Here is a 24412-nt window from a genome sequence, read left to right on the forward strand (position 1 = left end):
AACCAGATGAAAAGAAAGGGTTAATAAATTAGGCTGGAATGTTAGGGCTCGGAAAGAGCCCTGTCGTACTGCTGCGTATATACGCCTGCAAATTAACGGTAATACACTTCAAAGGTGGCCACTGCATCGACCTGACCTCCCTTCACCGTTCCGGTTTTAGCGTATCGCGCTTTCAGGGGGATCTCCTCTGTTCCCCGCCCGTTTGCGCTTTCGATCCCCGTATATTCCTGATCAAAACTCAGCACATGATTGTCTTTGTCGAGGATCTGGATCCCCACACCGCTGGCAGCCCCTTCCCCACTGGCAATGTTCAGAATATTGCCGTCGGTAACACCGGTTGAACCGGCGCTGGTAAACTTATAATCAATGTGCGTTCCGGTAGTACAATCGGCGACTTCAATTTTAAAGCTGTCATCGGTGAGTACGGAAGAATATCCCTGAGATAAACTGCCTGAGGTTACCGAGTCCATCAGAACGGCAATATCTTTACTGACCAAATTACAAGTATTGGTCAGCACATCGACCACCGTTGGGCCAAAACGCAGTTTTGCCGCTATCAGGTTCCCCATTTGATAATCGGCATTAAATAAGCTGGTATCCAGCGTACCAGACTGAACGGTGTCAATAACGACCAACTCAACCCCCACATGATAGGTTGAGTCAAAAGAAGCCCAACTCCCTAATCTACCAATATAGTGCCGGGGAGTAATGAGATTATCGCCAGTGAATGTCGCTGTCTTATTCTCTGCGCGAGCAGCGCGAAAACCAATACCAGGTACTGTTGTTTTATAAACTCCCGGCAATACTCCTGAATAATCAGCATCAGTCAATACCAAATAGCCGTCATACACCCGCTCATTGCCGTCACAGCTTAAGCCGTGTGATTCTCCAACTGTTTCTCCGGAATAGACTACAGTTCCTACAGCTGCATCAGACTCAATCACAATCTGCGCGGGCATGGTAAACATAATCGTTGGATTCGCATCCGGATTGGTAAACGAGCATTCAGCCCTGGCCTGCTGAAAACAGACGCTAATAATAGCTAACATCAGCGTGATGAAGAGCCTGACAACAGGCTTTATTCCTTTTTGCATCTGGTCATTTCCCTGTTAGCTAAACAACAACATCCACCGTTGCCACTACCAGTGGTAGTACGGCAAACATAGCCATCGCATACCACTATCCAGCACCTGCTGCTTGTCCGCTTTTGCATATCTCCTCCATTTATCAACGGCAGTTGAGCGTTGCGGTGAAAATTCCCGGTTCAGGTTGTGCCGGAACCGTCACCTCCGCCGAGCAGCGCTGCTGCGCCGTATCACCCCATTGCGCGGTCACACGCTGCGTCCCTTTTAACCCAGTGATAAACACTTCACCGGCATCGCCCACGATAGAGGTTGCGCCGTCCATACTCAGCATCGCCCCAAAAGGCACCATACCCTGACCATATCGCAACGTCAGCAAGGCACGCTTACCCGCACGCGCGGTAAAGTCCGCCGCCACTACCGCCCCCTTGGTCGGATTCACGTCCAAAGACGCATCCTTAATATCTAAATCATCGCGCCCCATGGTATTCACGGTGATGGTATTACGCCGATAGTTGGTTAAGGTCGGCACAATGGCATTGCCCCAACGGTCGGTATACACCCCTTGTGAATTTTGGATTTTGACGTTATCGCCATCGACAATATGCACCACCGCAAAAGCATCCTGGATCGACTGTCCCAGAGTTATTCCTTGCGAGTGCGCGACAACGGAGCCCTGTGCACTATAGCCCCACTGCTTGCTGTCTTGCTGATAGCTGTAATTAGCGCTGAACTCCCCCACCGAAGCCCGATAGCGCGAGGAGAGATAAGCGCCGTAGCCCACGTTGTTATCGGTGTAGGTTTGCTGAAGGTTGTAATTTAAGTTGTTGTTTTCCAGCAACGAGCCGCTAACGCCCGCCTGGTGCGAGGTGTTACCTTTTTTCGAACTGGTCAGGTTATAGGTGCCCCAGGAGTTCGCCAGCCAGCGCGAGAGCGGAATGTTAATCGAAATCGAAACCTGCTGGTCGTTATCGGTCGATGGCGTTTTCGTCAGGCTATAGTTCAGCGACCAGTTAACGCCCTGCCAGCTGCTGCTGTAACCCAAGCTGACGCTGCGCTCATGGCCTTCCATTCCCCAGTAGTCCTGCTGATAGGCGTTGGCATATACCGACCCCCAGCTATGTAACGACTGTGAAAGGTTTAGCTGTAAGCGGCTCCGGCGGTTAAAAGCATTGCGATAGCTGTAAATGCTGTCGTCGTCATAGGCGTTATTGCGCTGATCGAGAGCCTCCTGAAAGGTATAAAATCCAGAGGTGGAATAACGATAGCTGGCCAGCGTGATCGTGGTATTGGTCAGCGGAAAATCTTTTGCGTACTGCGCGCGCCACGACTGGCCGTTCGCATCTGCGCGACCGTCGTCAAATGCGGTTCTGGCGGCCGTCAAATCCATCGACACTGAACCAAAATCGCGTAAATCGGCCCCGATGCCGACCAGCCCGGCATGATACATCGACGCGCCCTGCAGACCGCCGTAGGCGGTAATTCCGAAAGGTAAGCCGTAAATTGCCGTCGCCTGGCCAAATTCCGGTTCTTCGCCGTTATCCACATCGCGATATTTACCTGCCGCCAGGCTGTACTTCAGCGCGCCTTCGCGCTGCATAATCGGCACCGAGGAGCTGGCCTGAATAAAGCTGCGCTCCGTACCGTCGGCCTCCGTCACGGTGACTTCCAGATCCGCTCCTGCCGTGACCTGGGTTAAATCACGGATTTCAAACGGGCCGGGCGAGACGTTGGTCTGGTAGATGGTGTAACCGTTTTGTTTGATGGCCACTTTGGCATCGCTGTTGGCGATGCCGCGCACCACCGGGGCGAATCCCTGTAATCCGCTGGGCAGCATGCTGGTATCGGTCTCCAGCTTCACCCCGGTCATTTGTACGCTGTCAAACAGTTCGCCGTTGGTGTAGGTTTGCCCAAGCTGAAGCTGGCTGCGCAGGCGTTTGATATCACGCTCCAGCGTTGTGCTTATAGATTGCCAGCCGCTGTCATTCCCCCAGCTACTGGAATTGCGCACTCGCCATGGGCCAATGTTCATACCCGAATTGAGACTGGCCCAGTTAGAGGCATTGTTGTCCCTATTCGACTGCTGATGCGAGCCCGAAACATAGTAGCTGGTCCACAGAGCCGGAATGCCATCGTCCCAGGAAGCGGGATTGCTTTCGCCCGAAATTTGTTTGTCGCGGTAGATTTGCGGAATACGTAATTGCAATACCTGAGTTTCCGGGCTGAAGTCATAGCGCGCATCAGCAATATATTCACTAATATCGCCCAATGCGGCATTATCATTAATATTCTTTAACGCCGGGATGGAATCAACTTTGACGCCCAGTTCACGCAGTTCTGCTTTAGTAAACTGCGGAACCAGTTTGCTGTTATCTTTTGAAAGGACGTAATTTAAATTTCGTTTATCGATGCGATCCCGATCCCAGACAATGGACGTTAAATACCGCCCTGGCGATAGACCATTATTGCGTAAATAAGCTTCCAGCGCGCCGGTATTCTCCAGCGGCGTCCCCGTTTCCAGCGCACTGAGATTGAAATAATCGTCAGCGCAAACGGAACCACTCGCCGTTAATATCGCGAATGTCAGCGTATTGAGCGCAAAAAGCCGGACAGTACGATGAGAAGACATAAACGCCACCCGTAAGAAATCGATAGCTCATTTACAGCGGCTGTTTACGCTGTCCGGTTTCTGATCCGAAATCATTAATCGCGGTCCAGGCTACGTCGCCTTTTGCTCCGGAAGATAACGGGAAACGCTGCTCAGCAAACGGGGCGACCATCATGGTTAATGCCGAGGGTGAATGCTGATCCACTGCGGATTTAATAGCTTTTCCCGCAACCGTAAGCTGGCCGAAGGTGACATAAAATGGCGTGGGATTTTTCACTACCAGTTGATTTTGGCTGCGGCTAAACTGCAATGACTGCCAGGCCGTTTTCGCCTCACTTTCTTTCAGCGAAGCCGGGCGATAGAACAGCTTTAACTTGGTCTTAATTGCAAATTGTAGCGTGTTGTTATCACGTAACTCTTCCGGGATCGCAGAAACCGATTTAACATTCGCCATAAACAACGATTCGCGATCCTGCGGCAGGGCCGTTTTATTACCGGTATAAACTACGTGCAGCAGCGTCTGGCGATTTTCGTCCAACTTATAAATTGGCGGTGTAATAACAAATGGCGCTTTACTGTCATCAATATTACTCACCCAACTTTGCACCAGATAACGTTTATCATTATCTTTATTTTTTAGGGTTACCTGTACTTCAGACTGGCTGGCAGGATAAATAATTCGCGTTCCGCCAATCACCACCCCCGCATGAGCAATATTTATGCCGGTAGTGAGTACCAAAGCTAATATTGTAATAAGTCGTTTCATTTTCCATTCCATTGAAATACTGGCCCAGCCTGGGCCAGTGCGTACAACGATTAACGATAAATCAGGGTATAGGTTGCTTGCGCGGTATAATCACCGGTGGTCGGTACTGTACTGCCAACCTGAATAACTTCAGCTTTATAATTGAAAACCACGCTCTCGCCATTGGCCTTATTCAGCGAATCATCTGGCTCCGAGCCATCAAATTTTACGTAATCACTGCTGCCTTCTGGCAACATACGTACGCCGAGATTTGTCGCCGTCCCCGTCGGTTGCAGCACTTCCTCGCCATAACCGGCAACACGCGTGCCATCAAATTTGATATTGAGGTTGGCAATCGCGGCATCACATTCCGTCAGTATGATGGCAAAAGATTGCGAGTCACCTACTTTTTTATCAGCGCCAAACGCGGTTTGCGACAGATTATTAAAGGTCACTGTACCGTTTGTCGACGTACCGTTGACATCCACGGCACAGCTATCAGGAATAATCTTGCCGTTAAAGGTGACTGTTCCGGTATCAACGGCCAACGCAGGCATCGCGGCCCCCGCCAGCACGCTGCTTACAAACAATGAGGTGAGAATTTTTTTGCACATAACGTATTCCTTACATATGCTCACAAAAACCAACAGAGGAGAAGTCAATTTTAACGAAAGGAAATAGAGACTGGCTGGAGATACAGATGCAACAGCATCCCTGGATGATATAATATATCTTTATCAACTTGTTCAATCCCAAACATTCCTTTGCATGAGTTATTCTACGATTTACGATAAATAAACGCTAACCAACCCATTCACACCAGCAAGGTCAAAATAAAAACAACACACTGATTTTAATAAAAAAATAATTCATTAAGATTTACTTAAAATTAAATTTAGTTAACTTTAAATTATCACATGGAATTATTAATTACTTTTTTTCATACTGTAAAAAAATAAAAAAGGTGGAAAATCAACAAAAAAATCCACAAAAAATTAGTCAAAACCAAATATATAAAAAAAATAATATATTGCGTTTATGGTTAATCGGGAAATGTCCTGCGGAAATTGCCATTACAGATCATAGATGAGGAACATGCAACAAATATTAAAATGTGATCCACAACAAATTACAGCCTGACGTGAAGACCAGCAAAGACATCCAGTTCCCAGAGAGGAAATGAATAGAAAGGCGATAACAGCGCGAAGAAGAAGTCCCCCACACCGGCCTGTGCCGATGCGGGGGAAGAACAGTTAAAACCAAAATCAGTTACTGCCGAACATGTCCTTAATCCAGCCAGCGACACCGTCGCTATCTTTCTTCTCCTGCTGCGGCGGTTGTTGCTGTTGCTGCTGTTGTGGCTGCTGCGACGGCGTTGACTGATCGAACGGATTACCCGACTGCTGCAGCATTTCACCCTGCTGACACAGCGAATCCGGATCGGTGGTCCACACCGGGAGCGTACGCATCCCGCCGCTACATACGAAGTTACCGTCGTAGTCCACGCCCATATCTACCACATCTTCAGGCGGCGTCAGCACCAGCGGGGTCGGCGTCTGGTTCGCCAGATAACGCTGATAAATCGACATCGCGCCGCTGGCACCGTACAGCTTGGTTGGCTGGTTGTTATCACGGCCTACCCAGGTGATGGTCACCTGGCTGCCGTCGATCCCGGCAAACCAGGTATCCACGTTGTTGTTGGTGGTCCCGGTTTTCCCTGCCAGATGCAAGCCAGGATATTTCGCGCCGAGCTGGCGACCTGTACCACGCTGAACCACCTGCTGCATGGTCCACAGCGTCATATACGCCGCCTGCGCCGGAACAGCGCGCTCAGCCTGTGGGAAGCTCTGGTACAGCACGGTACCATCTTCGGCAATCACCGAACGCAGCGCCGACAGCGGCGCACGGTTCCCGCCGCTGGCGATAGTCTGGAACGCCTGTGCAACTTCGATTGGCGTCAGGTTCAACGCCCCCAGCAGCATGGCCGGAACCGGATTAAGCTGATCTTTCGGCGCGCCCAGCTTCAACCAGGTATCGGTTACCGCAGGCAGACCCAGCGCCATCCCCAGATTTACCGTTGGCACGTTCATTGAACGCGTTAACGCATCCACCAGCATCACTTTCCCGCTTTCGCTATAGCGACGGTCATCGTTCTGCGGCGACCACACCTGGCCGTTCGGCTGACGCAACGCAATCGGGGCGTCGGCAATCCAGGTATTGAGGCGGTACAGTTTCGGCTGGCTGAGCGCGGTCAGATAGGTCGCAGGCTTGGCCAGAGAACCAATTGAACGACGCGCCTGCATCGCACGGTTATAGCCCGCAAACTGCGGTTCGGCTCCACCGACCATAGCGCGGACTTCACCGCTAAAGCGGTCAACCACCACAATCGCCGTTTCCAGATCGCTCAGCTTACGCTGTTTCTTCAGCACCGGTATGCCTTCCACCGCCGCTTTTTCTGCAGCGTCCTGCGCCACGGAATCAAAGGTGGTGAAAATCTTCACGCCGGAGAGATCTTTAACTTTATCGCCCAGCTTCGCCTGAAGCTCCTGACGCACCATCTGCATAAAGGCTGGCTGCGGGGAGATCACCCCACCACGCGGCTGTACGCCTAACGGACGCGCGCTCAGCATGTCATACAGATCCTGGTCGATAATCTGCTGCTGTTGCAGCAAACGCAGAACCAGGTTACGACGCTCGAGCGCCAGTTTCGGGTTACGCCACGGGTTGTAGATCGACGCCCCTTTAACCATCCCCACCAGCAGCGCCTGCTGGTCGAGGCTCAGCTCTTCTACCGGACGGCCGAAATAATAGAGGCTTGCCAGCGGGAAGCCGCGAATCTCGTTATCACCGCTTTGGCCGAGATAGACTTCGTTCATGTACAGCTCAAGAATGCGGTCTTTGCTGTAACGCGCATCCATGATCAGCGCCATATAGGCTTCGTTAGCTTTACGCCAGTAAGAGCGTTCGCTGGAGAGGAACAGGTTTTTCACCAGCTGCTGAGTCAGCGTACTGGCACCCTGTACCGTACGACCCGCCGTCAGGTTCGCCAGCACCGCACGACCGATGGAATAGAGGCTGATACCGTCATGTTCATAGAAGTGACGGTCTTCGGTCGCCAGCAGCGTATCCACCAGCAGATCCGGGAAGCCGCTACGCGGGACAAACAGGCGCTGCTCGCCGTTAGGTGAAGAGAGCATGGTGATCAAACGCGGATCGAGACGGAAGAAACCGAACTGGCGGTTGTTATCCATATTCTCGATGGTCTCCAGATGATCGCCGTCAAAGGTCAGACGCGCGCGCACCTGCCCTTCCTTACTGTCCGGGAAATCAAACGGACGACGAATCATCTCGATGCTCTTCGCCTGCACGGTAAATTCGCCCGGACGCGTCATCTTCGTCACCTGACGGTACTGCGTGGCCTCCAGCAGCTTCACCATCTCGTTCTTGCCGATAGGCATTTCTGGCTCAAGGTTAACCATACGGCCATATACTGCCGCAGGAAGCTGCCAGACTTTGCCATCAATACGGCTACGAATTTTTTGATCCAGATAAACGCCATAAATGGCGATCAGCACCAAAAAGACAATCGACAGTTTTACCAGCAGCCAGAACCAGCCGCGCTTACCACGAGGCTTACGCCCTTTGCCTTTACCCTTACGCGGCATCGGTTCTTCATCCTCATAGTCATCATCATCATAATCGTCGTCATACTCTTCATCTCTGAGTTGACGACGGCTCACCTTTTGTTTCACCGGACGCGAGGGTTTCCCTTTACGTCCAATTGGCTCGCGGTCATTCCCCGCCATGCTTTTTCTCCGCAACATTCAGGCGCAAGGGCCCGATTCTCTGTTCTTCCGTCCTGCGACAGAAGAAGAAATCTCTCAATTATTACCGCTCTTTCGCCGGATGCGGCATAACGCCTTATCCGGCCTACCGTTTCATTACGAATACTTTTTGGTGCGCCGCGTTGGCGCGGTATTCGCCGGATCGTCCGGCCAGACATGTTTGGGATAACGCCCTTTCATCTCTTTTTGCACCTCACGATACGATCCCTGCCAGAACGCGCTCAGATCGCTCGTCACCTGTAACGGTCTTTGGGCCGGCGACAGCAGCTCCAGCACCAGCGGCACGCGCCCCTGGGCAATGGTTGGGGTCTTTGCTTCACCAAACATTTCCTGCATCCGAACTGCCAATACCGGAGGATTATCCTCATGATAGCGAATGGCAATCCGGCTTCCCGTCGGCACAGTGTAATGCGCTGGCAGTTCACTATCCAGACGTTGCAGCATTGACCAATCCAGCAAACCGCGCAACGCCAGCCCCATATTGAGTGCTTTTAATGCACGTAACGAGTGTACACCGCTCATGTGCGGCAGCAGCCAGCTCTCCAGCGTCGCCAGCAGAGACTCCTCATCTACCGCGGGCCAGTCGTATTCTGGCAACCAGTTTGCCGCACATTGCAGACGCAGTCGAAACTGCTCAGCTTCAGGCGTCCAGTTGAGCACACTTAGCCCTTTATCGCGAATGCCGTTCAACATCGCCTGGTGCAACTCCTCTTCCGAAGGTTTGGCCAATGGCTGTACTTTTACCGTGAGCTGACCAATGCGCGACCGACGCAATGCCTTTAACGTTCCCTGGGTTTCATCCCATTCGATGGTGTCGGACTGTTGTAGCAGCTCAGGGCATGCCTGCATCAGCGACTCGATATCCAGCGGCAGAGCCAGCAAGATACGCGCGTCTGGCGAAGCGCTGCCCTGCAACAAAAGTGGCGCTATCAACCATTCATGGCGTCCTGAGGCATCATCGGCATCCAGCATTGCGCCCATGCCATTTGCCAGTTGATAGCGTCCTTCCTGCCCACGTCGACGCGCGATCCGATCGGCAAACGCCCGCGCCAGCAACGGGGAGAGCAGCGTGCTCTCCGGCTGTCCGCTGCTAACATTAAGCCGTTTCAGCAACTGTTGGCTGCGCTGCTGCCAGGCAGGCTGGTTTCGCGAAAATGCCACGGTTAGATCGGTACTGCCACCGCGCGGCGGCTCTTCCAGAATCGCAGCCAGTTTTGCCGCCGTAGCCGCTTCGGTATTATTTTTGGCACCGACCAGCATCGCCGCTAAACGAGGATCGTTACCCAACGCCGCCATTTTCTGCCCCGTGGCGCTAAGCCTGTCGCCCTCAAGCGCGCCCAGCATCTGCAACAGCCGTTTTGCCGCCTGCAGGTTGATGGCGGGCGGCGTATCCAGCCAGTTCAGTTGCTCAGGGTCGGTACATCCCCATTGCAGCAACTCCATCAGTAGCCCGGACAGATCGCTCTGCAATATTTCCGCTTCACCCTGCGCTGCCGCTCTTTCTGCCTGCTCTTTGGCAAGCAGATGCAGGCAAATACCGGGCTCCAGACGACCTGCACGTCCCGCGCGCTGAGTCATCGAATCCTGGCTGATGCGCTGGGTAATCAGTCGCGTCAGACCGGTACGCACGTCATAGCGCGTCACGCGTTCCTGAGCGCAGTCCACCACCAGTCGGATGCCTTCGATCGTCAAGCTGGTTTCAGCAATATTGGTGGCCAGCACCACTTTGCGTTTGCCTTGTGGCGCCGGCACAATCGCCTGACGCTGCTCGGAAAGCGTTAACGCGCCATACAGTGGACACAGCACAACATCGCTGCCCACACGCGTAGCCAATTGTTCCTGTACGCGCAGGATTTCGCCCACACCCGGTAAAAATAGCAGCAGTGACCCGCTTTCATGGCGCAATAGCTCCGCCGTCGCTATCGCCACCGCTTCATCAAAACGCAAATGCGGCGCCAACGGCTGATACCGCCGCTCAACGGGAAATGCGCGGCCTTCAGAAACGATCGTCGGCGCATCGGGCAACATCTGCTGCAAACGCCCGTTATCCAGAGTGGCGGACATGATCAACAGTTTCAGATCGTCCCGCAGCCCTTGCTGCACATCCAGCAATAGCGCCAGCGCCAGATCAGCCTGTAAACTCCGTTCGTGAAATTCGTCGAGGATCACCAGCCCGACGCCCGTCAGCTCGGGATCGCGTTGGATCATCCGCGTCAGGACGCCCTCTGTTACCACCTCCAGCCGGGTCTGCGGCCCTACGCAGCTTTGCGCGCGCATGCGATAACCCACGGTCTCGCCAGGCTTTTCATTCAGCAATTCCGCTAACCGCTGCGCTACGTTACGCGCTGCCAGGCGCCGCGGCTCCAGCAAAATAATCCGTCCCTTGATACTGCGATGCTCAAGAAGTCGTAACGGCAGCCAGGTCGATTTCCCGGCACCGGTCGGCGCCGTCAGCAAAACCTGCGACGAGGTATCAAGAGCGGTAAGCAGTTCAGGCACTACGGCGGCAACGGGCAACGACGTCACAAATGACTCCAGAGGGTTAACATTCTTCGCGCTGCATTGTAGCATCGCGTTAATTCATAACCGAGTATCCATCATGTCTGAGCCAAAAAGGCTGTTCTTTGCGATTGAATTGCCAGGCGAGGTTCGGGAGCAGCTAATCCACTGGCGAGCCGCGCAGTTCCCCCCGGAAGCGGGTCGTCCCGTCGCGTCTGATAATTTGCATCTGACACTGGCCTTTCTAGGCGACGTCAGCGACGAGAAGCAGCAGGCGCTGTCGCAACTCGCGGGACGTATTCGCCAGCCGGGTTTTACGCTCAAATTCGATGATGCCGGGCAATGGTTGCGATCCCGGGTTGTGTGGCTGGGAATGCGTCAGCCGCCGCGCGGACTGCTGCAACTGGCGAATATGCTGCGGGCACAGGCCGCACGCAGCGGTTGCTACCAGAGCCCGCAGCCGTTTCATCCACATATCACGCTGCTGCGCGATGCCGGCCACGCGGTGCCAATCCCGCCACCGGGCTTTGGCTGGTCGTTTCCAGTCACGGAATTTGCGCTTTATTCCTCCTCATTTGCACGAGGACGCACGCGTTACACGCAGTTGCAACGCTGGACGCTGACTGAATAATCAAAGGACTGTTTATGCAATTTTCTCCACCTTTACAACCTGCAACGCTCATTCAGCGCTATAAGCGCTTTTTAGCGGATGTGATCACACCAGCTGGCACAGAGTTAACGCTACACTGCCCAAATACCGGTGCGATGACCGGATGCGCAATGCCAGGTGACACCGTTTGGTATTCGACATCAGAAAATACTAAACGCAAATATCCACATACCTGGGAATTAACGCAAACTCAATCCGGTGAATTTATTTGTGTTAACACGCTGTGGGCCAACAGATTAACGAAAGAGGCGATTCAGCAGGCGTTAATTTCGGAAGTTTCAGGCTACAGCACTTTGAAAAGTGAAGTAAAATACGGTGCCGAAGGGAGCCGCATCGACTTTTTGTTACAGGCAGATTCCCGACCTGACTGCTATATTGAAGTGAAATCAGTCACGTTGGCGGAAAAAGAACAGGGTTATTTTCCCGATGCCATCACTGAACGAGGTCAGAAGCATCTTCGGGAATTGATGAGCGTAGCGGCTGAAGGCAAGCGGGCTGTGATATTTTTCGCCGTGCTACATTCAGCCATTACACGGTTTTCACCCGCGCGCCATATCGATGCGAAATATGCGCAATTATTAGTTGAAGCACAGCTTAAGGGGGTAGAAATTCTGGTTTATAAAGCGGAACTTTCTGCCCACGGTATGACTCTTAAAGAGCCGTTGCCCATTACCTTGTAATGGTGTAAATATCTGGTCAATTAGTATTCCGGGCGCGTGGGCAAATACGCTTTTCCTCACAGGGTTGTCAAGTGTTACGTTTAGATAATTGCTATCCGGAAAAGCATCTGCTATTTATAGCGACCTGATTTTTCCCCCGAACATGGGGATCGATAGTGCGTGTTAAGGAGAAGCAACATGCAAGAAGGGCAAAACCGTAAAACATCGTCCCTGAGTATTCTCGCCATCGCTGGGGTGGAGCCGTACCAGGAGAAACCGGGCGAAGAGTATATGAACGAAGCCCAGCTGTCGCACTTCAGGCGTATTCTTGAGGCATGGCGCAATCAACTTAGGGATGAAGTCGATCGCACCGTAACTCATATGCAAGACGAAGCGGCTAACTTCCCTGATCCGGTGGACCGCGCCGCACAGGAAGAAGAATTCAGCCTTGAGCTGCGTAACCGTGACCGTGAGCGCAAACTGATCAAAAAGATCGAGAAGACGCTGAAGAAAGTAGAAGACGAAGATTTCGGCTACTGCGAATCATGCGGCGTAGAAATTGGTATTCGCCGTCTGGAAGCGCGTCCGACAGCCGATCTGTGCATCGACTGTAAAACGCTGGCAGAAATCCGCGAAAAACAAATGGCAGGTTAATTCCGGTCATTTTTACCACGTTTACTACAGGCGGGAGCATCTCCCGCCTTATTATTTGTTAGTCCGCAAAATGAGCGATTCACATTATATTGGCCGCTTCGCCCCTTCCCCCTCCGGCGAACTGCATTTCGGTTCACTGATTGCCGCCCTCGGCAGTTACCTGCAGGCTCGTGCCCGGCGCGGAATCTGGCGAGTACGCATTGAAGATATTGACCCCCCTCGTGAAGTTCCCGGTGCTGCAAATACGATTCTGCGTCAGCTGGAACATTACGGACTGCACTGGGATGGCGATATTTTATGGCAATCTCAGCGTCATGACGCCTACCGCGAGGCGCTCGCCTGGCTACACCAGCAGGATCTGAGCTATTACTGCACCTGTACGCGGGCGCGTATTCAAAGCGTCGGCGGTATTTACGATGGTCACTGCCGTGAGCTGCGCTGCGGACCTGAACAGGCCGCAGTTCGCATTAAGCAACGCCATCCGGTAATGCAGTTTACGGACCAGTTGCGCGGGGTGATTCAGGCTGACCCTCAGCTTGCAGGCGAAGATTTTATTATCCACCGACGCGACGGGCTGTTTGCCTATAACCTCGCCGTGGTGGTTGATGACCACTTTCAGGGCGTAACGGAGATTGTACGCGGCGCCGATCTTATCGAACCCACGGTGCGGCAAATCTCTTTGTATCAGCAGTTTGGCTGGCAAGCGCCTGACTATATTCATCTTCCGCTGGCGCTCAACGAACAAGGCGCTAAACTTTCAAAACAAAATCATGCACCTGCGCTGCCGCAAGGCGATCCGCGTCCGGTGATTATTGCCGCGCTACGCTTTCTCGGCCAACGTGCCGATATCCCGTGGCAGGAGATGCGTGTCGACCAGATCCTGGCGTTTGCCGTTGAGAACTGGCGTCTGACAGCGGTGCCTGAATCGGCGATCTTAAATCCGGCATTCTCAAATGCATCATGCTGAGCTATGATTAGCCGCTATTTTTACACAGCAACACTTGTTCTGATTGAAGTTTGACACTACCGAGGTGCACTATTTTTACCCGAGTCGCTAATTTTTGCCGCAAGGTGCTAAGCCGCGAGGAGCGCGAGGCTGAGCTCGCCGTCGCCCGTCCACATATGACGGTAATTCCGCGTGAGCAGCACTCTATCTCCCGCAAAGATATCAGTGAAAATGCCCTGAAGGTAATGTACAGGCTCAATAAGGCCGGATACGAGGCATGGCTGGTTGGCGGTGGTGTACGCGATCTTTTGCTGGGCAAAAAGCCGAAAGATTTTGATGTCACCACTAACGCAACGCCGGATCAGGTGCGCAAACTGTTTCGTAACTGTCGCCTGGTCGGTCGCCGTTTCCGTCTGGCCCATGTCATGTTCGGCCCTGAAATTATCGAAGTGGCGACGTTCCGCGGTCATCATGAAGGCAGCGAGTCCGATCGCACAACATCCCAGCGCGGACAAAACGGAATGCTGCTGCGCGACAACATCTTCGGCTCCATTGAAGAAGATGCCCAGCGTCGCGACTTCACGATTAACAGCCTGTATTACAGCGTGGCCGATTTCACCGTACGTGATTACGTCGGGGGAATGCAGGATCTCGAAGAGGGTATCATTCGCCTGATCGGTAATCCGGAAACGCGCTATCGCGAAGATCCTGTGCGCATGCTGCGCGCCGTACGCTTTGCCGCCAAGCTCGACATGCGTATCAGCCCGGAAACCGCAGAGCCGATCCCGCGTCTGGCAACGCTGCTTAACGATATTCCTCCCGCACGCCTGTTTGAAGAAGCACTCAAACTATTACAGGCGGGCTATGGATACGAAACCTATAAAAAGCTGCGTGAGTACAGCCTGTTCCAGCCGCTGTTCCCCACCATTACGCGCTACTTCACCGAAGACGGTGACAGCCCAATGGAACGCATCATTGCCCAGGTATTGAAGAATACCGACAACCGCATTCACAATGATATGCGCGTTAACCCGGCCTTCTTGTTCGCGGCAATGTTCTGGTATCCGCTACTGGAAGCCGCACAGAAAATTGCGCAAGAAAGCGGTCTGGCCTACTACGACGCTTTCGCGCTGGCAATGAACGACGTGCTGGACGAAGCCTGCCGCTCGCTGGCGATCCCGAAACGTCTGACCTCGCTGACCCGCGATATCTGGCAGTTGCAGCTACGGATGTCCCGTCGCCAGGGTAAACGCGCCTGGAAGCTGATGGAACATCCAAAGTTCCGTGCAGCTTACGACCTGTTAGCGCTGCGTGCCGAAGTCGAACACAATGCGGAATTGCAGCGACTGGCGAAATGGTGGGGTGAATTCCAGGTTTCTGCGCCGCCGGAACAAAAAGGTATGCTGAACGAGCTGGATGAAGAGCCAGACGCACGTCGGCGCCATCGTCGCCCGCGTAAACGCGCGCCACGCCGTGAAGGTTCCGCATGACCCATCACGTATACCCAACAAATTTCGAGTCGCATCAAGGTGGTGACACAGATGCAGCTTGAAAAACGACGGGTATATATCGCCCTCGGCAGTAATTTAGCCTCCCCTCTGGAGCAGGTTAATGCTGCCGTTAAAGCGATCGGTGAAATCCCTGACAGCCGAATCGTGGCTGTCTCCTCGTTCTACCGTACACCGCCATTAGGCCCACAGGATCAACCCGATTACCTGAACGCCGCCGTCGCGCTGGAAACCACCCTCGCGCCGGAAGAATTGCTCAATCATACCCAACGTATTGAGTTACAGCAGGGCCGGGTGCGCAAAGCCGAACGCTGGGGGCCACGAACGCTGGACCTCGACATTATGCTGTTTGGCGATGAGGTGATTAACACCGAACGTCTGACGGTACCGCACTACGACATGAAAAACCGTGGTTTTATGCTGTGGCCGTTATTCGAAATTGCCCCTGAGCTTATCTTTCCGGATGGTATCAGCCTGCATCAGCACCTCACCCATCTTGGTGCTGCAAAACCTGCACACTGGTAAAGTATCTTCTCCCCTTTAGCGTTTACTGCTTTAGCGCCAAACGATTGCTTAAAACAATTGCCCCCCTGAATGTGACTGTTAGAATGCCGATAAATATGACTTTCATCATCAGGAAATGTTATGAAACCCACCACCATTTCACTGCTGCAGAAATGCAAGCAAGAGAAAAAACGCTTCGCGACAATTACCGCCTACGACTACAGCTTCGCTAAGTTATTTGCCGACGAAGGTATCAATGTGATGCTGGTTGGCGACTCGCTGGGCATGACGATTCAGGGGCATGACTCCACTCTGCCCGTGACCGTTGAAGATATCGCTTACCACACTCGTGCCGTGCGTCGTGGCGCGCCTAACTGTCTACTGCTCTCCGACCTGCCGTTTATGGCTTATGCCACTCCGGAGCAGGCGTTTGAAAACGCTGCGGTGGTTATGCGCGCGGGCGCTAATATGGTCAAAATCGAAGGCGGCGCCTGGCTGGTAGATACGGTGAAAATGCTCACCGAACGCGCGGTGCCGGTTTGCGGCCATCTGGGATTAACGCCCCAGTCGGTGAATATCTTCGGCGGTTATAAAATTCAGGGCCGCGGCGACGCCGGGCAGGTACTGCTGGATGATGCGCTGGCCTTAGAAGCCGCTGGCGCTCAGCTGCTGGTGCTGGAGTGCGTGCCGGTTGAGCTGGCGAAGCGCGTCACGGAAGCGCTGTCGATTCCGGTGATTGGTATTGGCGCCGGTAACGTCACCGACGGACAAATTCTCGTTATGCATGATGCGTTTGGCATTACCGGCGGCCACATCCCGAAATTTGCGAAGAATTTCCTCAATGAAGCAGGCGACATGCGCGCCGCAGTGCGGCAGTATATGGCTGAAGTGGAGTCCGGCGTTTATCCGGGCGAAGAGCACAGTTTCCATTAAGGAGTCTTGTTGTGTTAATCATTGAAACCCTGCCGCTGCTGCGCCAGCATATTCGTCGTCTGCGTCAGGAAGGTAAACGCGTCGCTCTGGTTCCCACCATGGGCAACCTGCACGACGGCCATATGAAACTGGTCGATGAAGCAAAAGCGCGGGCTGATGTGGTGTTCGTCAGCATTTTCGTTAACCCGATGCAGTTTGACCGACCGGACGATCTGGTGCGCTATCCGCGTACCCTGCAGGAAGATTGCGAAAAGCTGAACAAGCGTAAAGTCGATTATGTCTTTGCTCCGGCCGTTGAAGAGATCTACCCGCATGGTCTGGAAGGCCAGACTTTCGTTGATGTTCCCGGTCTCTCTACCATGCTGGAAGGTGCCAGCCGTCCAGGCCACTTCCGTGGTGTTTCCACTATCGTCAGCAAGTTGTTTAACCTGATCCAACCCGATATCGCCTGCTTTGGTGAAAAAGATTTCCAACAGCTGGCGCTGATCCGCAAAATGGTAGCGGACATGGGTTATGACATTGAGATCGTTGGCGTACCGATTATTCGCGCCAAAGACGGTCTGGCCCTCAGCTCACGTAACGGTTATCTGACGGCAGAACAGCGTAAAATTGCGCCAGGCCTGCACAACGTGATGAACGGTATCGCTGAAAAGCTGATTGCGGGTAATCGTGAGCTGCAAGAAATTATTACCATTGCCGAACAAGAACTGAATGAAAAAGGCTTCCGCGCCGACGATATTCAGATTCGTGATGCCGACACGCTGCTGGAGTTGACTGAAACCAGTAAACGCGCGGTGATTCTGGCCGCTGCATGGCTGGGTCAGGCACGTCTGATCGATAATCAAAGCGTTACATTAGCCCAGTAGACAGGGGTTAAAAATCGGGCAATACTGCCTGAAGATTTCTCAAAGCAGGCCAGTCGCGCCTGCTTAGCCAAGGTAAACGACAGGGTATAGAAGTTATGATTCGCACCATGCTGCAAGGCAAGCTCCACCGCGTAAAAGTCACGCAGGCGGACCTGCATTACGAAGGCTCCTGCGCCATCGACCAGGATTTCCTTGATGCCTCAGGTATTCTGGAAAACGAAGCTATTGATATCTGGAACGTGACCAATGGTAAACGTTTCTCAACCTATGCCATTGCGGCTGAACGCGGCTCCAGAATCATCTCGGTGAACGGTGCAGCGGCACACTGCGCTGAAGTTGGCGACATTGTGATTATCGCAAGCTTCGTCACCATGTCTGACGAAGAAGCCCGTACATGGCGTCCGAAAGTGGCTTACTTCGAAGGTGACAACGAAATGAAGCGCACAGCAAAAGCGATTCCGGTACAGGTTGCCTAAAACAGGTATTCAAAATTTATATACAAGGAGTCAATTAATCATGACTCCTTTTAAGTCTCTCCCCCAAAAAATCAACATAACAACAGACGTTAATCATCATAAATAATGCTCAAATAAATAATATTCAAATAAAAAATATCAAATACACTTGAGAGAAATAAATTATATGATATAAAAACATCACCCCTCCCCTTATTATCCAAAAAACAAATAAAATAAAACACAAACATACATTGAATTTATTTTAGAAAAATTTAAAAATCATTACACATAAACTAATTTGATGCTGACAACCCACATCTAATACACTCCTCGAAAATTAACATATAACTCAATTAGATGTTATATTTAACGGCAAGAAGCTAAAGATATAAATTATATCTTTAGTCCCTATCAATCAATATGGATATTTATTATCATGGCATTTAAAAAATACACACTGGCTGTAGCAGTAATGGCTAACATGTCTGGTTCTGCAATGGCAGAGAATCTCAACGCTGGTCACATCCAGTTTAACGGTCTGGTAAACCCGAATACCTGTACTGTTAAAATGCTGGCCGATTCAGTGACTCAGAACCAAGAAGATTTCAGAATTGCATTGAAAACCGTAGACATTACTGACTTCACTGGTGCTTCTAATAACGACGTAGCCAGTGTTCTCGGTGAAACTAACTTCACTATGGATGTAACTTGCCCAGGTACAGTCACTCCAGACGAAAACAAAAATATCAGCGTACAGTTCAATACGTTTAACGGCACAACTACCGACTCTAGCGGCCTGTTGTTCCCGCAAGAAAATATTGAAGGCGCAGCCGATAACGTTGCACTGGTGCTGAAAAACGCTGACAACAGCCAAGTCAAAATGGGTCAGGCAAACAATGACCAGAAACAACCGTTAGATGCAAACGGTCATGCTTCACTGACTTATAAAGTTGCCTACACCAAGACAGATACTGCCGTGACTGATGGTACCGTTACCGCTTATACCACTTACACCATTAGCTATGAATAAGTAATAAGGCCGTTGCCTTTCTACATCCCTTGGCGACTCCAGGGGATGTTTCTTTCTAATCCAACAGGAAGTGGATCCCATGATGTTCAGCTCACACACGAAAACAGGGTTAAAAACGCTTATAGCCGCAGTTATTGGTTTCGCCTCTTTTCAGAGTAGCGCCGATGTTGTGATCTCCGGCACGCGAATTGTTTACCAACAATCCATGAAAGATGTGATTGTGAATATGACCAACCGGGGTCAAAATCCACTGCTGTTGCAAATCTGGATAGACGACGGACGCGCAAATGTCAGCCCACAAGAATTAAAATTGCCGTTTGTCATAACACCGCCGATTACGCGAATGGATCCTGGCAAAGGCCAGTCTGTCCGTGTGACCTATCTGAATCAACCGTTAGCACAGGATCGGGAGTCGTTATTCTGGTTTAACGTTCTGGAAATCCCCAAAAAATCGGCCCAAAAAGACGGTGAAAGCCAGAACCAATTGCAGCTCGCTTTTCGCACCCGTATTAAGATGTTTTTCCGTCCTGATGGGCTGAAAGGCACCGCCAAAGAAGCGATGAAACAAGTGAAATGGTCACAAACGCTGCAAGGTGGCAAGCTGTCTGTTGTTGGCAGCAATGACTCCCCGTACAACGTTTCCATCTCTGGTGCAGTATTTAAAATTGGCGACAAAAAATATGAAATTAATACACAGTCAATTAAACCCTTCTCTAGTGAAACGATGCCAGTAAAAGGTCTTAGCAGTACGACCAGTGGTGAAGTGGAATATATCGCGATTAATGATTATGGCGGCACCGAGAAAATAGTATCTAAAGTAACAAAATAAACGAGTTAATACACAACATCATATATAAGAACCATCTTCATTTATTTTCTGGGGTTGCTATGTTTTTTCGACGTTCTTTATTATGCCTAGCTATCAGCGCGACGTTCCCGCTTTCGATTCAAGCGGCTGAAAATACATCTACGCAATCAACTAAGCCTGAAACTGAAGAACAGGTAGAATTTAACGAGCAATTTTTATTGAATATGGGCAGCACTGTTGATGTTAACAGATATGCTCAGGGCAACCCTGTTCCGCCGGGTATTTACCGGGTCAAAATCAGCCTAAACGGAATAAATACCGTTACGCAAGAGGTGGAGTTTAAAGACAACGGCACATCCCGCGCCACGCCTTGTATTACGGCTCAACTGCTTAAACAAGCCGGTGTTGAAATCAAAGCCGTGCCAGATGATAGCATGGGTGAATCGACCTGCGTCGATGTTAAAACAATCTATCCCAGTTCATCGGTGAATTTCGACAGTTCAAAACTGGTTCTGGAATTGACCGTGCCACAACTTTACGTATTAAAGCGTCCACCGGGTTATGTCGATCCGTCTTTATGGGATGCGGGTATTCCCGCAGCGTTATTATCATACAATATTAACAGCTGGCACCGGGAAACCGATGGTTATACAACTGATACCGCCTATGCGGGCCTGCAATATGGCCTCAATTTGGGGGCATGGCATCTGCGTTCTCGCGGCACTCTGGACTGGGATAGCGACAATGGCACATCGTACACCAGCCAGGATATTTATCTCCAACGCGATATTCCCGTGCTATCCGCTCAACTTGTGGCGGGTGAAACCTACACCGATGGAGATACCTTTGATTCCGTCAGTATTCGCGGGATGCGTTTGTACAGCGATGACCGCATGCGCCCGGAAGGGACTACCTCCTATTCGCCTGTAATCCGTGGCGTCGCCAACAGCAACGCCAAAGTCAGCGTCGAGCAAAGCGGCCGAAAAATATATGAAACGACCGTCCCGCCAGGGCTATTCGAATTAAATGATTTGAGTACCACCGGTTTTGGTAACGATCTCGAAGTGACCGTTGAAGAGTCTGACGGCAGCAAGCATACCTTTGTGGTGCCTTACTCTTCTGTGACGCAAATGGTGCGTCCTGGAGCTACACGCTGGGAGTTTGGCGCGGGTGAGCTGAACAATGACTCACTGTATGATGCCCCCCAGGTCGGCTATGCCACCGGTTATTACGGCATCAATAACACCTTTACCGGTTATGCTGGTGTGCAGTTTACCGATATGGATTTTTACGCCGGATTGTTGGGTGTCGCGATGAATACGCGTATCGGTGCTTTTGCATTGGACGTCACGCACTCACAGGCGGATATTGAGAATCTGGGCTCGCTCTCAGGTCAGAGCTACCGTTTGACCTACAGTAAAATGATCGAAGCGACCGACACGTCATTCAACATCGCGGCATATCGCTTCTCAACGGAGAACTATCTCAGCCTGAGCGATGCGGCGCAGCTTAACGACGACATTAAACATGGTCGCGACGATCGCAGCATCTACGACTCTAGCGAAGCGCTCTACAGCAACTATCAGCGTACAAAAAACCAGTATCAGGTAAGCATTAGCCAACCGCTGGACTTTTACGGGGAAAATTACGGCTCTTTCTATGCCTCTGGTTCCTGGGAAGATTACTGGAACAACAGTGGTAACACCTCCAGCTATAACATCGGCTACAGCAACAGCTTCCGCTACGGCAGTTATAGCCTCTCCGTGCAACGCTCCTACGACGAAGAAGGGGAGCGCGACGATAGTATCTACTTTAGCATCAGCGTCCCATTGGATGTGTTCTCCAGCGATGGTAAAGGTGTTGCCGGTTTCAACACGCTGAATATGAGCGTAAATAGCGATACAAAAGGCAGCGCCAATATCAATAACTCCGCGAGCGGCAGCGCCCGGAACGGGTTGTTTAACTACTCCATCAGCACGGCCAACAATATCAACAATGATGATAGTAACCTGAATCAGGTGAGTGGCTATGGTTCATGGCGAAGCCCATACGGGCCGCTCTCTGTTTCGTCCTCGTTCTCTGACGATGGCAGCAGGCAGTATTCCGCGAGCTATAACGGCGGGATGGTGCTGCACTCAGGCGGCGTAACTCTGTCACCCGGTTCATTAGACAACAACTCGCCGATTATTCTCGTTCACGCCAGTGGTGCCGAAGGCGCGAAACTGGGCTACGGACAGGGTGAGTTGAATAGCTCCGGTTACGCGCTTATGCCTTACGCCTCCGCCTACCGTGAAAACCGCGTGGGATTAAATATCAGCACGCTGGAGCGTGATGTGGAAGTGAAAAATACCAGTGAAAACGTCGTACCGCGCGATGGCGCAGTGGTAAAAGTCGAGTTTGCAACTGACGAGGGCCGTTCAGTCATCCTTGAATTATTGCGCGATGATAAGGGCTTTATCCCGCTGGGTGCCGATGTTCTGAGCGAGAAAGGCGAACGGGTTGGCGTTGTGGGTCAGGCGGGACAAGCCTATGTGCGCGGCGTGGAAGAAGAAGGCAATCTGCGGGTGGTCTGGGGTAACGAAGCAGATAGCGACTGTACCGTCCATTATAAAATTACGGATAGCGCACAAAAGGCGGGTTTAACAACCGTCCTGGATGGTCAGCGCTGCCATATGCAATAAGTCATTATTTTACAGGGAGCTTCCTTAATGACACATCAAAACGTTAAATATTGCCGTGGTCTGCCGATCGCCATGTTGGCGTTGGCCATTGGTTCTGCCATTCCTCTCACAACCCATGCGACACCAAGTCAATTTGATGTCACGTTTACCGCCAGAATACTGGCAACGACCTGCAACATGGCGGTTAATGATGGTGCCGCGGGCGGCGCAGCCACTGTTTACATTGGCGACGCCGATCACAAAGTCACGTTGGGTGACCTCATCAATGAGCAAAACAGTACCGCGACCTCGGGCCCGACTATCGCCGCCTTTAATATCAAGGCCAGTGGCTGCCCAACATCGCTGCAAAGCATTAAAACGACCATTACAGGCACCCAAAACGGCAACAAGGTATTAGTTCCCAGCAGCACAAGCGATGGCGACGCAAAAGGCGTCGGTGTGAAGATTGCTCGTGCCAGCGCACCAGATCAACCGTTTACCATCTTCACGAGTACGACCGCGAGCACGGACGGTTCAGAAGTGATTCTCTGGGACACAGCCAGTGAAGTGGGTGATGGAAAGCAACTGGACTTGATTGCCCATTTAGTTCCAACCTCGACCACCACAGTCGGTCTGACCACGGGTAAGTTTAACGCGATCGCAACGTTTAACTTTAACTATGAATAATTCCAGCGATGATATTACGGAGCGCTACAATGAAATCTAATTCTCTTTTTCTCGCCCTGGTGATGGCTGGTGGGTTATTCAGCACGGTGAGCTATGCCGCAACGACAGGTACAGACTCATTAGCCATTACGTTTTCATCTGAACTTATTTCTGGCACATGTAATTTTGAGGTTCAGGACGGAACAGGCGCTGCGACAAGTGCCGTGGATATTGGCAATATCTATAAAAATGATGTTGGGACAGATGCGGCCAAAAAACCGTTTTACATCGCATTCAAAGAGTGTGCGGGGGTGTCCGATATTTATATTACCGCGCAGGCAACCGGCGGCACCTGCGACAGCACCAATTACCCCACTAACGACGCGACAAATACCAACACCTCCATACAAATACATCAGGAAGAGCACAGTTCACAGAAAACACCGCATCCGCTTAACTGTGCTATGACCCCCACGGGAGGTGATGACACGATCCACCATAGCTTTGGTGCCAGCAGATTAAGCACTAGCGTCACCTTTGATATGTACGCCACACTGGTACTGGCAAACGGTAAAACGGCATCAGACATTGGCGTCGGCACAGCTACTGCACCCGTTACCTTTTCAATAAGTTACGAATAAGCCATGGATGGGCAACAATGCAACAGAAACTCCTTTCTACACAACCCATCTTCGTTTTACTGGCTGCGCTGGCAGCGGGGCTATGGTCTGCTGCCAGTCCGGCGGAGGACAGCGGAGTGAACGTGAATTTTACGGCCAGGATCCTTGCGAATACCTGCCAGATAAATTTAAAAGACGGTAGTGATGTGACGTTGCCCACAGTGTCTCAAGACTGGTTTTACAACGCAGATAACAGCAACCGCCTGCAACCAGAGACCGACGCAGGCGGTACGCCGTTTGTCATCCAGGTGGTCAGCTGCGATATTTCCGGTACGGAAAGCAACAACAGCCAGCAGGTTCATTTTCAGTTTACGCCGCAATTTGGTATTGACCCGCTTAACAAACGCGTGTTTGCCAATAATGCCACCAGCGGCCAGGCCAGTAACGTTGGGGTAGTGGTTTTTTCTGAAGCGTTCCATACCAATGTATTGAACGATGATGGCAGTTCCGATGTGGTGTATGACCTTTCCGGGAAAGCCGAACCGCGCTTTCCTGCGGATTACGCGTTTTACGCCCGTTATCAGAACACCGGCGACGTAGGCAACGGAGTCATCACCAGTAATGTGGTGGTCGACGTTACCTATCAATAAA

General features: G+C 51.7%; 21 protein-coding genes. 15 read left to right on the forward strand and 6 right to left on the reverse strand.

Annotation, left to right across the window (positions count from 1 at the left end; all coding sequences use genetic code 11):
• Window positions 1-92: 92 nt before the first annotated feature.
• From OGY06_RS21040 to hrpB, 6 genes are all read right to left on the reverse strand, one after another.
• Window positions 93-1094 carry a fimbrial protein gene (locus OGY06_RS21040; protein WP_164563113.1) on the reverse strand — a complete coding sequence of 334 codons (1002 nt, stop codon included), beginning with the start codon at window positions 1092-1094 and terminating at the stop codon, window positions 93-95.
• 133 nt (window positions 1095-1227) lie between these two features.
• Complete coding sequence (locus OGY06_RS21045; protein WP_003829209.1) at window positions 1228-3711, reverse strand: fimbria/pilus outer membrane usher protein; 2484 nt, start codon at window positions 3709-3711, stop codon at window positions 1228-1230.
• A 31-nt stretch (window positions 3712-3742) separates the two neighbouring features.
• Complete coding sequence (locus OGY06_RS21050) at window positions 3743-4456, reverse strand: fimbrial biogenesis chaperone (RefSeq protein ID WP_003829210.1); 714 nt, start codon at window positions 4454-4456, stop codon at window positions 3743-3745.
• 50 nt (window positions 4457-4506) lie between these two features.
• A complete protein-coding gene (locus tag OGY06_RS21055; RefSeq protein ID WP_003829212.1) occupies window positions 4507-5049 on the reverse strand; it encodes a fimbrial protein in 543 nt (180 codons plus the stop codon).
• Between the two features lie 651 nt (window positions 5050-5700).
• On the reverse strand, window positions 5701-8241 hold the full coding sequence (mrcB, locus tag OGY06_RS21060) for a bifunctional glycosyl transferase/transpeptidase (RefSeq protein WP_063941129.1): 2541 nt from the start codon (window positions 8239-8241) through the stop codon (window positions 5701-5703).
• Between the two features lie 135 nt (window positions 8242-8376).
• Entirely contained in the window at window positions 8377-10806 is a 2430-nt protein-coding gene (hrpB, locus tag OGY06_RS21065; protein WP_193135029.1) for an ATP-dependent helicase HrpB, read from the reverse strand.
• Between the two features lie 73 nt (window positions 10807-10879).
• On the opposite strand from hrpB, the gene thpR reads away from it, so the two are divergent.
• From thpR to OGY06_RS21140, 15 genes are all read left to right on the forward strand, one after another.
• On the forward strand, window positions 10880-11410 hold the full coding sequence (gene thpR / locus OGY06_RS21070) for an RNA 2',3'-cyclic phosphodiesterase (RefSeq protein ID WP_003829217.1): 531 nt from the start codon (window positions 10880-10882) through the stop codon (window positions 11408-11410).
• A gap of 14 nt (window positions 11411-11424) precedes the next feature.
• On the forward strand, window positions 11425-12129 hold the full coding sequence (sfsA, locus tag OGY06_RS21075) for a DNA/RNA nuclease SfsA (protein ID WP_003829219.1): 705 nt from the start codon (window positions 11425-11427) through the stop codon (window positions 12127-12129).
• A 177-nt stretch (window positions 12130-12306) separates the two neighbouring features.
• Window positions 12307-12762 carry an RNA polymerase-binding protein DksA gene (dksA, locus tag OGY06_RS21080; RefSeq protein ID WP_003829221.1) on the forward strand — a complete coding sequence of 152 codons (456 nt, stop codon included), beginning with the start codon at window positions 12307-12309 and terminating at the stop codon, window positions 12760-12762.
• Between the two features lie 70 nt (window positions 12763-12832).
• A complete protein-coding gene (gene gluQRS / locus OGY06_RS21085) occupies window positions 12833-13729 on the forward strand; it encodes a tRNA glutamyl-Q(34) synthetase GluQRS (protein ID WP_003829223.1) in 897 nt (298 codons plus the stop codon).
• A gap of 71 nt (window positions 13730-13800) precedes the next feature.
• Window positions 13801-15198, forward strand: a complete 1398-nt coding sequence (gene pcnB / locus OGY06_RS21090; RefSeq protein WP_204192014.1) for a polynucleotide adenylyltransferase PcnB — start codon at window positions 13801-13803, stop codon at window positions 15196-15198.
• A gap of 51 nt (window positions 15199-15249) precedes the next feature.
• Window positions 15250-15741, forward strand: coding sequence for a 2-amino-4-hydroxy-6-hydroxymethyldihydropteridine diphosphokinase (gene folK / locus OGY06_RS21095; protein ID WP_003829228.1), 492 nt, complete (start codon window positions 15250-15252; stop codon window positions 15739-15741).
• 120 nt (window positions 15742-15861) lie between these two features.
• Complete coding sequence (gene panB, locus OGY06_RS21100; protein ID WP_003829230.1) at window positions 15862-16653, forward strand: 3-methyl-2-oxobutanoate hydroxymethyltransferase; 792 nt, start codon at window positions 15862-15864, stop codon at window positions 16651-16653.
• 11 nt (window positions 16654-16664) lie between these two features.
• Window positions 16665-17519 (forward strand): pantoate--beta-alanine ligase, encoded by an 855-nt coding sequence (gene panC / locus OGY06_RS21105; RefSeq protein WP_003829231.1) that lies wholly within the window; start codon window positions 16665-16667, stop codon window positions 17517-17519.
• A 95-nt stretch (window positions 17520-17614) separates the two neighbouring features.
• Window positions 17615-17995: an aspartate 1-decarboxylase gene (gene panD / locus OGY06_RS21110; protein ID WP_000621526.1), complete on the forward strand. Its 381-nt coding sequence runs from the start codon at window positions 17615-17617 to the stop codon at window positions 17993-17995.
• A 418-nt stretch (window positions 17996-18413) separates the two neighbouring features.
• Complete coding sequence (locus OGY06_RS21115; RefSeq protein ID WP_286605925.1) at window positions 18414-19007, forward strand: fimbrial protein; 594 nt, start codon at window positions 18414-18416, stop codon at window positions 19005-19007.
• 82 nt (window positions 19008-19089) lie between these two features.
• On the forward strand, window positions 19090-19836 hold the full coding sequence (locus tag OGY06_RS21120) for a fimbrial chaperone (protein ID WP_286605982.1): 747 nt from the start codon (window positions 19090-19092) through the stop codon (window positions 19834-19836).
• Between the two features lie 59 nt (window positions 19837-19895).
• On the forward strand, window positions 19896-22496 hold the full coding sequence (locus tag OGY06_RS21125; protein ID WP_286605926.1) for an outer membrane usher protein: 2601 nt from the start codon (window positions 19896-19898) through the stop codon (window positions 22494-22496).
• A 27-nt stretch (window positions 22497-22523) separates the two neighbouring features.
• On the forward strand, window positions 22524-23162 hold the full coding sequence (locus OGY06_RS21130) for a fimbrial protein (RefSeq protein ID WP_063941125.1): 639 nt from the start codon (window positions 22524-22526) through the stop codon (window positions 23160-23162).
• 29 nt (window positions 23163-23191) lie between these two features.
• Entirely contained in the window at window positions 23192-23782 is a 591-nt protein-coding gene (locus OGY06_RS21135; RefSeq protein WP_063941124.1) for a fimbrial protein, read from the forward strand.
• A gap of 17 nt (window positions 23783-23799) precedes the next feature.
• Window positions 23800-24411, forward strand: a complete 612-nt coding sequence (locus tag OGY06_RS21140; protein ID WP_063941123.1) for a fimbrial-like protein — start codon at window positions 23800-23802, stop codon at window positions 24409-24411.
• The last annotated feature ends 1 nt before the right edge of the window (window position 24412 follow it).

It is taken from the genome of Citrobacter sp. Cpo147 (assembly GCF_030332405.1).
Lineage (GTDB): Bacteria > Pseudomonadota > Gammaproteobacteria > Enterobacterales > Enterobacteriaceae > Citrobacter > Citrobacter portucalensis.